The sequence below is a fragment of the Pseudomonas sp. BB438 genome (genome assembly GCF_057180225.1).
On the sequence record NZ_CM170001.1, the window covers coordinates 1790097 to 1803113 of the forward strand.

13 protein-coding genes are annotated in these 13017 nt (G+C 66.4%); 8 read left to right on the top strand and 5 right to left on the bottom strand.

Features of this window, described 5'->3' with window-relative positions; genetic code table 11:
- Nucleotides 1–39 precede the first annotated feature (39 nt).
- The 6 genes from tsaB (at nt 40) to AC1ZV1_RS08350 (ending at nt 5068) form a co-directional block, all read left to right on the top strand.
- Complete coding sequence (gene tsaB / locus AC1ZV1_RS08325) at nt 40–714, top strand: tRNA (adenosine(37)-N6)-threonylcarbamoyltransferase complex dimerization subunit type 1 TsaB (protein WP_484296288.1); 675 nt, start codon at nt 40–42, stop codon at nt 712–714.
- Nucleotides 715–780: 66 nt separating this feature from the next.
- Nucleotides 781–1128, top strand: a complete 348-nt coding sequence (locus tag AC1ZV1_RS08330) for a hypothetical protein (RefSeq protein ID WP_484296289.1) — start codon at nt 781–783, stop codon at nt 1126–1128.
- On the top strand, nt 1125–1985 hold the full coding sequence (locus tag AC1ZV1_RS08335) for a DUF72 domain-containing protein (protein WP_484297528.1): 861 nt from the start codon (nt 1125–1127) through the stop codon (nt 1983–1985). Before AC1ZV1_RS08330 ends, AC1ZV1_RS08335 begins: the two co-directional genes overlap by 4 nt.
- A gap of 75 nt (nt 1986–2060) precedes the next feature.
- Nucleotides 2061–2888: an isocitrate lyase/PEP mutase family protein gene (locus AC1ZV1_RS08340; RefSeq protein ID WP_484296290.1), complete on the top strand. Its 828-nt coding sequence runs from the start codon at nt 2061–2063 to the stop codon at nt 2886–2888.
- 63 nt (nt 2889–2951) lie between these two features.
- The gene (locus AC1ZV1_RS08345) at nt 2952–3761 is read left to right on the top strand and encodes a class I SAM-dependent methyltransferase (RefSeq protein WP_484296291.1); all 810 of its coding nucleotides are present in this window, start codon (nt 2952–2954) and stop codon (nt 3759–3761) included.
- Between the two features lie 26 nt (nt 3762–3787).
- Nucleotides 3788–5068, top strand: a complete 1281-nt coding sequence (locus AC1ZV1_RS08350; RefSeq protein ID WP_484296292.1) for a cytochrome P450 — start codon at nt 3788–3790, stop codon at nt 5066–5068.
- A 6-nt stretch (nt 5069–5074) separates the two neighbouring features.
- Here AC1ZV1_RS08350 and AC1ZV1_RS08355 read toward each other — a convergent pair whose 3' ends face one another.
- Complete coding sequence (locus AC1ZV1_RS08355; RefSeq protein WP_484296293.1) at nt 5075–5713, bottom strand: TetR/AcrR family transcriptional regulator; 639 nt, start codon at nt 5711–5713, stop codon at nt 5075–5077.
- A gap of 97 nt (nt 5714–5810) precedes the next feature.
- On the opposite strand from AC1ZV1_RS08355, the gene AC1ZV1_RS08360 reads away from it, so the two are divergent.
- Together AC1ZV1_RS08360 and AC1ZV1_RS08365 are read left to right on the top strand one after the other, a co-directional pair.
- Nucleotides 5811–6914 carry an efflux RND transporter periplasmic adaptor subunit gene (locus tag AC1ZV1_RS08360; RefSeq protein WP_484296295.1) on the top strand — a complete coding sequence of 368 codons (1104 nt, stop codon included), beginning with the start codon at nt 5811–5813 and terminating at the stop codon, nt 6912–6914.
- A 6-nt stretch (nt 6915–6920) separates the two neighbouring features.
- Entirely contained in the window at nt 6921–9989 is a 3069-nt protein-coding gene (locus tag AC1ZV1_RS08365; RefSeq protein WP_484296296.1) for an efflux RND transporter permease subunit, read from the top strand.
- A gap of 136 nt (nt 9990–10125) precedes the next feature.
- On the opposite strand, the gene AC1ZV1_RS08370 is transcribed toward AC1ZV1_RS08365, so the two are convergent.
- The 4 genes from AC1ZV1_RS08370 to AC1ZV1_RS08385 all read right to left on the bottom strand — a co-directional run bounded on the left by AC1ZV1_RS08370 (nt 10126) and on the right by AC1ZV1_RS08385 (nt 12958).
- Nucleotides 10126–10803 carry a DUF4197 domain-containing protein gene (locus AC1ZV1_RS08370; RefSeq protein WP_484296297.1) on the bottom strand — a complete coding sequence of 226 codons (678 nt, stop codon included), beginning with the start codon at nt 10801–10803 and terminating at the stop codon, nt 10126–10128.
- A gap of 108 nt (nt 10804–10911) precedes the next feature.
- Nucleotides 10912–11310, bottom strand: coding sequence for a YbaY family lipoprotein (locus tag AC1ZV1_RS08375; RefSeq protein WP_484296298.1), 399 nt, complete (start codon nt 11308–11310; stop codon nt 10912–10914).
- Nucleotides 11311–11397: 87 nt separating this feature from the next.
- Nucleotides 11398–12483: a glycosyltransferase gene (locus AC1ZV1_RS08380; protein WP_484296299.1), complete on the bottom strand. Its 1086-nt coding sequence runs from the start codon at nt 12481–12483 to the stop codon at nt 11398–11400.
- Between the two features lie 28 nt (nt 12484–12511).
- Nucleotides 12512–12958: a low molecular weight protein-tyrosine-phosphatase gene (locus AC1ZV1_RS08385; protein WP_484296300.1), complete on the bottom strand. Its 447-nt coding sequence runs from the start codon at nt 12956–12958 to the stop codon at nt 12512–12514.
- Between the last annotated feature and the right edge of the window lie 59 nt (nt 12959–13017).

The following is a 13017-nucleotide window of genomic DNA, read 5'->3' on the forward strand; positions in this document are numbered from 1 at the left end:
TTTTTATCGCCCTGCCCTTAACGCCCTATGGAAAACACCATGCCCACGCTGCTGGCCCTGGATACCTCGACCGAAGCCTGTTCCGTCGCCCTGCTGCATGATGGTCGCCGGTTCGTACGCCACGAGGTGATCCCGCGCCTGCACGCTCAGCGCCTGCTGCCCATGGTGCAGGACATCCTCGGCGAGGCCGGCATCGCGCTGTCCGCTGTCGACGCCATCGCCTTCGGTCGCGGCCCCGGCGCTTTCACCGGCGTGCGTATCGCCATTGGAGTGGTGCAGGGGCTGGCCTTCGCCCTGCAGAAGCCGGTGCTGCCGATTTCCGACCTGGCGGTGCTGGCCCAGCGCGCCCACCGCGAGCACGGCGCGAGCCAGGTAGCGGCGGCCATCGATGCGCGCATGGACGAGGTGTACTGGGGTTGCTATCGCCTGGAGCAGGGCGAGATGCGTCTGGCCGGCGCCGAGGCGGTGCTGCCGCCGGAGCGCGTCGAGCTGCCGCGCGATGCGCTGGGCGAGTGGTTCGGTTCCGGTACCGGCTGGGGCTTCGAGGAGCGCCTGGCGGTGAAGGTTGCCGCCCATGACGCCAGCCTGTTGCCGCACGCCGAAGACCTGCTGACCCTGGCCGAATTCGCCTGGGCTCGGGGCGAGGCCGTTGACGCAGAGCAGGCCCAGCCGGTCTACCTGCGCGACAACGTGGCGACACCCAAGAAAGCCTGACCTGTGCCAATTGACCGCAGTCGCGCCCGCTCGCTAGAGTGAGTGCATTCCCACCGAGTTTCTTCCATGCGTATCGACGGCTTTACATCCATTTCCCAGACACCGGAGCGCGGTTCCCGAACGGGCACTGCGGTCACTCCGTATCGGGAAGTGCAGCAAGACGTCGAGACCCGCCGCGAGCGGCCCGCGCCGACGTCGGCGAGCCAGGGATTCGACGCCCAGGCCAGCACCCGCCGGGTGGAGTCCTCCAGCGCCAGCAGCTACAACCTGCCGGCGACCCTGCGCGACAACCTCGACTACCAGCGCCCGCTGAGTTCCCGCGCGGCCCAGGCGCTTGCCAGCTACACCAGCACTGCCAGCATGGCCAGTCAGTACGAAGGCCAGGAAGTCGTCGGTCTCGACCTCTACGCCTGATGCAACTGCCGTACTTCCTCGGCTGCCCTTCCTGGAACGAGCCTGCCTGGCGCGGCACCTTCTATCCCGCCGATCTACGTCCTGCCGACACCCTGAGCTTCTACTCCCAGGTGTTCAATGCCGTGGAAGGCAACACCACGTTCTACGCCCGCCCCAACGCCGACACCCTCGCGCGCTGGGCGCAGACCATGCCGGAGTCGTTCCGCTTCTGCGCCAAGCTGCCCCGTGACATCAGCCATGAAGGCGACCTGCGCGGCCAACTGGAAACCACCCGGGATTTCCTCGACCTGCTGGCGCCGCTGGGCCAGCGAGTCGCCCCGCTCTGGTTGCAGGTGTCTGCCGGTTTCGGCCCCGATCGGCTTGGCGAACTGGCTGCCTGGCTGGAGGCTTTTTCCGAGCGGCGCATTGCCGTGGAAGTGCGCCACCCGGCCTTTTTCGCCAAGGGTGACGAGGAGCGGGCACTGAATCGCCTGTTGATGGACCGTGGTGTCGAGCGCATCTGCCTCGATTCGCGGGCGCTGTTTGCGGTGCGCTCCGACGATCCGGCGGTGCTCCATGCCCAGTCGAAAAAGCCCAGGGTGCCTGTGCGCCCGGTGGCTTTCAGCGACTCGCCGCAGGTGCGCTTCATTGGTGGACCGGACCTGGACGCCAATCTCGTCCATCTCACGCCGTGGGTAGGCAAAGTTGCCGAGTGGATCGAGCAGGGCCTGACGCCTTATGTCTTCCTCCACACCCCGGACAACCAGCGTGCCGCCGAGCAGGCGCAACGCTTCCATGCTCTGCTGCGCGAACGCCTGCCGGGGCTGCCAGCGCTGTTCGAGCCCAAGCCGGACGTGGAGCAGCTCGGCCTGCTCTGAAGCGGCAACTGTGCATGGCGCCCGACAGGCAAGGGGGCTAACCTGCTCCTTCCCTCGTTTGGCAAGGAGCCCGCCATGACCCACCAACAGCAACGTGGCGACGCCTTCCGCGCGCTGCACCAGCGCGACGGCCTGTTCGTGCTGCCCAATCCCTGGGACGCCGGCTCGGCGAAGATGCTTGCCCACCTGGGCTATGAAGCCCTGGCCACCACCAGCGCCGGATTGGCTTTCGCTCTTGGTCGGCGCGATGCCGAAGGCGCGGTGAGCCGTGACGAGGCCTTGGCCAATGCGCGCGAGATCGTCGAGGCCACGTCGCTACCGGTTGCCGCCGATCTGGAGAACGGCTACGGCGATGACCCGGAAGACTGTGCCGAGACCCTGCGTCTTGCCGCAGCCTGCGGGTTGGTCGGCGGGTCCATCGAAGACGCCACCGGCCGCCCGGACACGCCGATCTATCCGCTGGAACTGGCCGTCGAGCGTGTCAGCGCCACCGTAAAGGCCGCCCGTGCGCTGCCGTTCACCTTCACCCTGGCGGCTCGTGCGGAGAACTTCCTGCACGGTCGCGTCGATCTGGACGACACCATCCGCCGCCTGGTGGCCTTCGCCGAGGCCGGTGCCGATGTGCTCTACGCGCCGGGGCTGAAGACCCGCGAGGAAATCGCTGCGGTGGTCCGCGCCGTGGCGCCACGCCCGGTCAACGTGCTGGTGGGGTCTCCGGCGCTGCAACTGAACCTGGAGGAGCTGGCCGAGCTCGGCGTAAAGCGAGTCAGTGTCGGCTCCTGCCTCGCTCGGGCGGCCTACGGCGCCTTCTTCAGTGCTTCCGCTGCGTTGGCAAACGGCGACCTTGCGCCCCTGCACGGCGCCATGCCGTTCGACCGGATCAACCAGTTGTTCCGGGTCTGATGCCGGGCCCGCTGGGGCATGCGCTGCGATAGAATTACGGTTTTATCCCAGGATCGCCCCGCCATGACCGAAGTCCTCACCCCGCCGCGCATCGTCGTCCAGGCGCTGGCGCCTGCCTGGCAGGCCGCCGCCGAGCAGTGGGCACAGCGGCTCGGGCTGCCGATGGGCGATGCCGATGCCGATGCCGATGCCGATGCCGATGCCGATTTTGCCCTGCAACTGGGGGATGATGGCTTGCAACTGCTGCAATTGGGGCCGGATTCGCCGGGCCCGGTGCGCGTCGATTTCCTCGAAGGCGCGACCGCGCATCGTCGGCAGTTCGGCGGCGGTGCCGGGCAGATGATCGCCAAGGCCGTCGGCATCCAGCAAGGCGTGCGCCCCCGTGTGCTGGACGCTACCGCAGGACTGGGCAAGGACGCGTTCGTGCTGGCGACCCTGGGTTGCGAGATGGACCTGACCGAGCGCCAACCGATCATTGCCGCGCTGTTGGAGGACGGTCTGGCCCGCGCGTCCGGGGATTTCGAGGTGGGCACCATCGTCGCGCGCATGCGCCTGCTGGCGGGCAACTCCATCGAACGCATGGCCGCGTGGGAAGGGGAGGCACCGCAGGTGATCTACCTTGACCCGATGTTCCCGCACCGCGACAAGAGCGCACTGGTGAAGAAGGAAATGCGCCTGTTCCGCCCGCTGGTGGGTGACGATCTCGATGCACCGGCGCTGCTGGAAGCGGCCCTGAAGCTGGCCAGCCACCGCGTGGTGGTCAAGCGCCCGCGCAAGGCGCCGATCATCGAAGGCCAGAAGCCCGGCTACAGCCTGGAAGGCAAGTCCAGCCGCTATGACATCTATCCGAAGAAGGCCCTGAGCAAGGGCTGATCGTTCGGACCGCAAGGAGGCGGACCATGCTCAACGCCAATCCGAATTGCCCGATTCGCCGACGGCTGGCGCACCTGCCCTGGATCGGCGACGACCGCGCCGGTGCGCGCCACTGGCTGGAAATCCAGCGCGACCCGCTGGCCTGGTTGCAGAAGGCGCAGGACCGGCAGCCGGATGTCGCCGTCATGCGCATGGGGCCGCAACGGGTCTGGTGCCTGTTCCACCCTCAGGCCGTACACGAGCTGATGGTCGAGCGGCGTGATGACCTGCGCCGCTGGCAGCCGGCACTGTGCATGCTCAAGCAGTGGAACGGCCGCAGCTTCATGATGCGCGAGGGCGAACCGGCACAGGCGCAGCGCAAGGCGGTGCGCCCGCATCTCGCTGCGCCGGCGGCCAGTGATGTTCGCCGTCTTGCCGCTCGGTGGGCGGAGCAGATCGAGGAAGGACGCGAATACGATCTCGACCTGGAGATGGCGGCGTTCAGTGCGACCCTCAGCGGTCATGCCCTGTTCGATGTGGACCTGCAACCCGCGGCCTACCGGATCGCGAAGGCGGTGCGTCTGTTGTCGCGGGTGGCGCTGCTGGAAATGTCCACCGGGCTGCCGCTGGGGCATTGGTTCCCGAGCAAGCTGTGTCCGCGCAAACGCTGGGCGCTGGGGCAGTTGCGTGCGGTGGTCGAGGAGGTGGCGCAGCGTTCGCCGCGGCCCTTGGCCGAGCTGCGCGACGAGCTGTGCACCCTGTTGATGGCGTCGCACCAGTCCACCGGCGTCACCCTGACCTGGTGCCTGCTGCTGTTGGCGCAGCGCCCGGAACTGCTCGACGGACTGCGGGCCGAGCTGGCACTGGTCGACTGGACGGCGATCCGTTCGGTGGGCGATCTGCGCGACTGTCCGCTGCTGCGCGCGGTGCTGCAGGAGTGCCTGCGTCTCTATCCGCCTGCCTATGGCCTGGCGCCGCGGCAGGTGACGGCCGACATCGAGGTATTCGGCCATGCGCTCAGGCGTGGTGATGTGGTGATGGTTTCCAGCTGGATCACCCACCGCGACCCACGCTGGTTCGAGGCGCCGCTGGAGTTTCGTCCGGAGCGTTTCCAAGGGCCCGCGTCATGGCCGCGCGGTGCCTATTTCCCGTTTGGGCTGGGTGACCGCTCCTGTCCGGGCACGGCGATGGCGATGATCGACCTCGCCGCCGCGCTGGCCTACTGGGTGGAGCATTGGGACATCGTCCACGACGGCGAGCTGGCGCCGCGCGGGTGGTTCTCGCTGCGCCCACAGCGGGCGCGGGTGCGCTTCGTGCGCCGCGCCTGAGGCGCCTCAGGCGTCGGGTGCGAAGGCGCGCAGGAACAACGCCACCACTTCCTCCACGTGCGCCTCGGACTCCGCCAGGGTGGGCGGCGATTCGCAGCCGATCATCAGGCGGAAGTGCACGCAGCCCTGCACCAGCATCAGGAAATGCTCGGCAGCCCGGCGCGGGCTGTCCATCGCCAGCTTGCCCTGCTGGCGGGCCTGTTCCAGCAGGCGCTCCATCTGGTCCAGCACCCGTTGCGGGCCCGCCTCGAAGAACAGCTGCGAGAGATGCGGGTTGCCCGCGCCCTGGGCCACCATCAGCCGGCTCAGGGCAATCGCCTCGGGGCTGTTGATCAGTTGGTTGAAGCCGCGGCCCAGGTTCAGCAGCAGGCTTTCCAGCGGCGCATCGGCCGGCGGCTCGGCGAACAGCTCGGGCAGGTTTTCTGCGCACTTGGCCTGTACCGCCTCGACGAACAGCGTCTCCTTGTCCGTGAAGTGGCTGTACACGGTGAGCTTGGACACCCCAGCCTCGGCGGCAATGGCCTCCATGCTGCTGCCGTCGTAGCCGTAGCGGACGAACAGCTCCTTGGCAGCCTCGAGAATGGCCTTGCGCTTGGCCGGATCCTTGGGACGACCCGGCCCGTTCGATGAGTTCGATGGTGACATGTCTTTACATTTCTAATACTGGACTGATGGGTTCTGTATTTTTACTATACCGGCGAGTATAAGAATTCCAACCGCGTTTTGCGAAAGGTCACACATCATGTTCCGCCATGCTCTGTCTGTCGCGCTGCCTGCTGCCTTCATCCTTTCCCTTTCCGCCTGCGGTAACGGCGAACCGCCAAAGCCCGCAGTGCGCCCAGCCATCGTGGTGCAGCCGCTGCCGGCGCGGGACATCACCGAAGCCTATCCCGGCGAAGTGCATGCGCGCCACGAGCCGGAATTGGCCTTCCGTATCGGCGGAAAAGTCAGCAAGCGTCTGGTGGAAACCGGAGAACGAGTAAAGAAGGACCAGCCGCTGGCGGAGCTCGATCCTGAAGACGTTCGTTTACAGCTTGAAGCCACGCGTGCCCAGGTGGCCGCCGCCGAAGCCAACCTGCAGACCGTGCGCTCCGAATACGCCCGCTACAAGACCCTGCTGGAGCGTCAGCTGGTCAGCCAGTCGCAGTTCGACAACATCGAGAATACCTACCGCGCCGGCGAGGCGCGGGTGAAGCAGATCCGCGCCGAGTACGATGTGGCCAGCAACCAGGCCGGCTATGCGGTGCTGCGTTCGCCCCAGGATGGCGTGATCGCCACCCGTCGGGTGGAAGTGGGGCAGGTGGTCGCTGCCGGCCAGACCGTCTTCACCCTGGCCGCCGATGGCGACCGTGAAGTGCTGATCAGCTTCCCCGAACATGCCTTCGAACGCTTCCGCGTCGGCGAAGCGGTGAGCGTCGAACTCTGGTCGCAGCGTGACAAGCGTTTCAGCGGCAAGATCCGCGAGCTGTCGCCGGCCGCCGACCCGCAGTCGCGCACCTTTGCCGCGCGGGTGGCGTTCGACGATGCCAAGGTGCCGGCCGAGCTGGGCCAGAGCGCCCGCGTCTACATCCATGCCGAGGGCACGGTGCCGCTGGCCGTGCCGCTCGCCGCGCTGACTTCGGAAGCTGGCCAGCCGTTCGTCTGGGTGGTCGATCCGAAAACATCCACCCTGCATCGTCGTCCGGTGCGCATCGGCCCGTACGCCGAGGATCGCGTGCCGGTACTCGAAGGCCTGAAGGACAGCGACTGGGTGGTGGCAGCGGGTGTGCAGGTGCTGCGTGAAGGTCAGGAGGTACGGCCTGTCGACCGGGAAAACCGGTCGGTCAAGCTGGTGGCGAAGGAGTAACGCCCGATGCAATTCAACCTTTCCGCCTGGGCGCTGCAGAACCGCTCCATCGTCCTGTACCTCATGCTCCTGCTGGGTATCGTCGGTGCACTGTCCTACTCCAAGCTTGGGCAGAGCGAGGATCCGCCGTTTACCTTCAAGGCCATGGTGGTGAAGACCAACTGGCCAGGTGCGACTGCCGAGGAAGTCTCGCGCCAGGTCACCGAGCGCATCGAGAAGAAGCTGATGGAGACCGGCGATTTCGATCGCATCATCTCCTTCTCCCGTCCCGGTGAATCCCAGGTGACCTTCGTCGCCCGCGAGGACTTCCATTCCCGCGACATTCCCGAGCTCTGGTACCAGATCCGCAAGAAGGTCAACGACATCCGCTACACCCTGCCGCAGGGTATCCAGGGGCCGTTCTTCAACGACGAGTTCGGCACCACCTTCGGCAACATCTACGCGCTATCGGGCAAGGGCTTCGACTACGCGGTACTCAAGGACTACGCCGACCGCCTGCAACTGCAACTGCAGCGGATCAAGGACGTCGGCAAGGTCGAGCTGGTCGGCTTGCAGGACGAGAAGATCTGGATCGACCTGTCCAACACCAAGCTCGCCACCCTCGGCCTGCCGCTCGCGGCGGTGCAGAAGGCGCTGGAAGAACAGAACGCGGTGACCGCCACCGGCTTCTTCGAGACGGCGACCGACCGCGTGCAGCTGCGCGTGTCCGGGCGCTTCGACTCGGTGGAGGACATTCGCTCCTTCCCGATCCGCGTCGGTGACCGCACCTTCCGCATCGGCGACGTGGCTGATGTGCACCGTGGCTTCAACGACCCGCCCGCGCCGCGCATGCGCTTCATGGGCGAGGACGCCATCGGCATCGCCGTGGCCATGAAGGACGGCGGCGACATCCTGGTGCTCGGCAAGAAGCTCGACGCCGAGTTCGAGCGCCTGCAGCAGACGCTCCCGGCGGGCATGGAGCTGCGCAAGGTGTCCGACCAGCCGGCGGCGGTGCGCGAAGGCGTGGGCGAGTTCGTCCGCGTGCTGGCCGAGGCGCTGATCATCGTGCTGCTGGTGAGCTTCTTCTCCCTCGGCCTGCGCACCGGCCTGGTGGTGGCGCTGTCGATCCCGCTGGTGCTGGCGATGACCTTCGCCTGCATGTACTACTTCGGCATCGGCCTGCACAAGATTTCCCTCGGCGCCCTGGTGCTGGCGCTGGGACTGCTGGTGGACGACGCGATCATCGCCGTGGAGATGATGGCGGTGAAGATGGAGCAGGGCTATGACCGGCTCAAGGCGGCGAGCTACGCCTGGACCAGTACGGCCTTCCCGATGCTCACCGGCACGCTGGTCACCGCCGCCGGCTTCCTGCCCATCGCCACCGCGCAGTCGGGCACTGGCGAGTACACCCGCTCGCTGTTCCAGGTGGTGACCATTGCACTGCTGGTGTCGTGGATCGCGGCGGTGGTCTTCGTGCCCTACCTGGGCGAGAAGCTGCTGCCCGACCTCGCCAAGCGTCATGCGGAAAAGCACGGCGGCAGCGACAAGGGCCACGACCCGTATTCGACACCGTTCTACCAGCGCTTCCGGCGCGTGGTGGAGTGGTGCGTGCGCTACCGCAAGACGGTGATCCTGCTGACCGTGGCCGCCTTCATCGGCTCGATCATGCTGTTCCGCCTGGTACCGCAGCAGTTCTTCCCGCCGTCGGCGCGACTGGAGCTGCTGGTCGACCTGAAGCTGGCCGAAGGCGATTCGCTGACCGCCACCACCGAGCAGGTCAACCGCCTGGAGAAGATGCTCGCCGAGCATCCGGGCATCGACAACTACGTGGCCTATGTCGGCACCGGTTCGCCGCGCTTCTACCTGCCGCTGGACCAGCAGTTGCCGGCGGCGAGCTTCGCGCAGTTCGTGGTCCTGGCGAAAAGCCTGGAGTCGCGTGAAGAGGTTCGCCAGTGGCTGATCAAGCACATGAACGAGGACTTCCCGACCCTGCGTACACGCATCAGCCGCCTGGAGAATGGTCCGCCGGTGGGCTACCCGGTGCAGTTCCGCGTCTCCGGCGAGCACATCCCGGAAGTCCGCGAGCTGGCGCGCAAGGTCGCCGACAAGATGCGCGAGAACCCCCATGTGGTGAACGTGCATCTGGACTGGGAGGAGCCGAGCAAGGCGATCTTCCTCGACATCGACCAGGAACGCGCGCGTGCCCTGGGCGTGAGCACCTCGGATATCTCGCAGTTCCTGCAGAGCTCGCTGACCGGTTCCACCGTCAGTTACTACCGCGAGGACAACGAGTTGATCGAGATCCTCCTGCGCGGCGACGAGCGCGGCCGGCATGACCTGTCGCAGCTGCCCAGCCTGTCGATGCAGACCAGCAGTGGGCGCAGCGTGGCGCTGTCGCAGGTGGCGACCCTGGAGTACGGCTTCGAGGAAGGCATCATCTGGCGGCGCAACCGCCTGCCCACCGTGACCGTGCGTGCCGACATCTACGACGACTCGCTGCCGGCGACCCTGGTGAAGCAGATTTCGCCGACGCTGGACCCGATCCGTGCCGAGCTGCCTGACGGCTACCTGCTGGAAGTCGGCGGCACCGTGGAGGATTCGGCCAAGGGACAGAATTCGGTGAATGCCGGCGTGCCGCTGTTCATCGTGGTGGTGCTCAGCCTGTTGATGATCCAGTTGCGCAGCTTCTCGCGGATGATCATGGTGTTCCTCACTGCACCGTTGGGGCTGATCGGGGTGACCCTGTTCCTGCTGGTGTTCCAGAAGCCCTTCGGTTTCGTCGCCATGCTCGGCACCATCGCCCTGGCCGGGATGATCATGCGTAACTCGGTGATCCTCGTGGATCAGATCGAGCAGGATCGCGCCCACGGCCTGGACACCTGGCACGCGATCATCGAGGCCACGGTGCGACGCTTCCGCCCGATCGTGCTGACCGCTCTGGCCGCCGTGCTGGCGATGATCCCGCTGTCGCGAAGCGTGTTCTTCGGACCGATGGCGGTGGCGATCATGGGCGGCCTGATCGTCGCCACGGCGCTGACCCTGCTGTTCCTGCCGGCGCTTTACGCGGCCTGGTTCAGGGTGAAGAAGGAGGTTTAGCCCGTGGCAGGGGCGGGCCATGCCCACGATTGCGCGCCATGCGCCTCCCAGAGCGGCCCGTTCATGAGCTGCACATCGAGCAGGCAGGAAAAAGCCCGGCAATGGCCGGGCTTTTTCGTTCTCGTCGAGGCGAGGCTCAGAGCACCCCGAACACCTTCTTCGCCAGGCCGGTGGCGGCAGCGGTCGGGTTCTGGCGGATGGTCTTCTCCTGCTCGGCGATAAGCTTGAACAGGCCGTCCAGCGCCTCCTCGGTCACATAGTTCTCGATGTTCGCGTTCTTCGCGTCGACCACGCCAAAGGCGGCGGCCTGGCTGGCGAAGGCGTTGTACTGCTTGGCGACGCCGACCTGGTCGGTAGCCTGCTTGATGATTGGCAGGAACTTGGCGCGCAGCTGCTCGCGGCTGCTGCGGTTCAGGTAGTCGGTGGCGGAGTGCTCGCCGCCCTGGAGGATGCCCTTGGCGTCGGTCACGGTCATCTTCTTCACCGCGTCGACCAGCAGTGCCTGGGCCTGCGGCATGGCGGCCTCGGCGGCCTTGTTCATGCTCGCTTCGAGCTGGTCGACCTGGGCACCCATGCCGAACTGCTTCATCGTCTTGGCGGCCTTGCCCAGCTTGCCGGGCAGCTCGATGCGCACGGCCGGGTCATTGCTGAAGCCGCCGGGCTGGCTGAGTTGTTTCACGGCCACCTGCGCACCCTGGGTCAGTGCATCCTTCAGGCCGCCGGTAGCGTCGCTCTGGCTGAGGTCCGAGAGGGACAGGGCGAAGGCATTGAAGGACAGCAGGGCGCCGGCCAGTAGAACGGGGAATCGCAGCATCGGTACTTCCTTGGCGAAACGCGGCGGCCCTGAAGACCGCCGAGGTGGAGAAGGGAGGGGGAGATTAACGGAGGTTGGCCGCCGGGGAAAACCCGGCGGCGCGGTGAATCAGCGCACGGGGTCGACGCGGACGCGCAGCGGCTGCGGATCGCTGCCATCGAGCTTCACGCTGTGGCGTTCGGTGGTGATGAACAGCAGGCGGCCGTTGTCCTCGATGCGCGCGCTGACCGCGTAGCTGTGGCCCGGTTTGACCTGGTTGCGGTCGTAATCCAGGTGGAACGCCAGCGGTACCTGGCGACCGGACTCCAGCTGCTGCTGGGCGAGATGGGTGGCCGGAGCGTCGGCCAGCGACACGTCCTGCAGGCTGACGGTGACCTGTGCGGTCGGCGGCAGGGCGATGCGCGGCAGGTAGAAAACTTCACCGTCCAGCGACGCCTTGTCGCCGGAGGGCGTGGAGCTGCAGGCGGCGAGCAGGCCGGTCATCAGCAGGAGTGGCAGGGCTTTCATGAGGGGACTCTCCTTGGTCACGAAGGGGCGTCAGACCATTGTGCACGGCGATAGTTGCCTCGCCATGATCAGGATCGGCAAATGGTTTCAGGTAAAGCGCGAATACAGCGTCTCCAGGGCCTGCTGCAGGTTGCCGGCGCTGTGGTGCCTCTGGATCTTCAGGCAGTTGTCGCGCGCACGTTCACGCACGCTGGAGTCGCCTGCGGCAAAGGCTTTCAGTTCAAGGGCCGCCGCGGCCGGCTGCTCCAGGGTGGCCAGGTCTTCGGCCTCGAACGGGCCGATGCGCCGCAGGAGAATCGGCAGGTCGAGCTTGGCGGCCTCCAGCACGGAAATCGGAAAACCGTCCCAGGCCGCACTATGGAAATAGAGATCCAGGCCTTTCATGTGGGCCAGTACCTGCGGGCGGGTGATCCAGCCGGTGACTTCGACACCGGCGTCCAGCAGGGCCTGGGTCGCGTCGGCTTCGCCACCACCGATCCATTTGAAATGGGCGACGCCGCGGCAGGCCTGCGCGACTTCGCGGAAATAGGCGTGACCCTTCTGCCGGGCAATGCGGCCGACCATACCCACAACGGGCAGCGATGTTTCGCTGTGGACCGCTGTTACCTCGGGTAGATCGTCGCAGACATTGATCAGCTCCAGCGTGCGTTGTGGGTCGATCAACCGTTGCGCGATGCGCTGCTCATCCAGGCCGCAGCCGGCGATCACCGCGGTTCGCCTGGCCAGCAGTGTTTCGATGACCTGGTAGGTGCGCAGCAGCAGTGGATGGTCGCCGCGCAGGAAGGCAAAACCGTGCGGGGTATAGACCAGCTTGCGTGCCGGTACGAACGGCAACATGCGGGCGATGGCGCCGGCATAGGTGCTGTGCAGATGGATGACGTCCGGCTGCAACTGGCCGATGTACTGTCGCAGGCGCATCAGGCTGGAAAGCCGGCGCGGCACGAGTTCCATGCCGTGCAGCAGGCCCTGGTTCTCTTCCCCGGTCGCGTCGCCGTCGCGTACCGAGGCGAACAGGTAATGCTGATGCTGCTGCGCGTTGAAGACGTACGAGTTGATGGCGGACGTCACGCCACCACCGAATGACTCGGTGACATGCAGGATCTTCAGCCGGCGAGCGCCGGTCTGGTGGTTGCTCGAGGGCGCGATGCTCGACGCGGTACCCAGGCTTTCCATGTCACGAACGCTCCCTTGGGGTGATGCCTCAGCGGCGTGACCTGACACGCTTGGCCCAGCTGGCGACGGCCGGCTCGATCAGCGTGTAGGCCTGCTCGAATGCGTCCAGCCCCTGTCGGTAGGGGTCGGGGATGTCCCGCTCGTCCTGCCATTTGCCCAGAAGGAAGGTCTTGCCGCGCGCCTCGGGCGCGAGACGGATCACGCTCTGGATCTGCGAATGTTCCATGACCAGCACGAGATTGGCCTCGTGGACCAGTTCGGCGGTGAGCTGGCGGGCGCTGTGCGGGTGGGGCTGATGGCCGTGGCGGCGAAGGATGGCGAGGGCGGTGCTGTCGACGGGATGGTTGACCAGGGCGCTGAGCCCGGCGGAGGCGACGGCGATATCGGTGTCCTGCAGGGATTCTCGCAGCAGGTGTTCGGCGATGGGGCTGCGGCAGATGTTGCCGACACAGACGATCAGAATCCTGTTGAACACGGGAGCGTCCCTGACCGCGACCGATGATTCGTCAGAAATCTATCGGTCGCGGTGCAGGG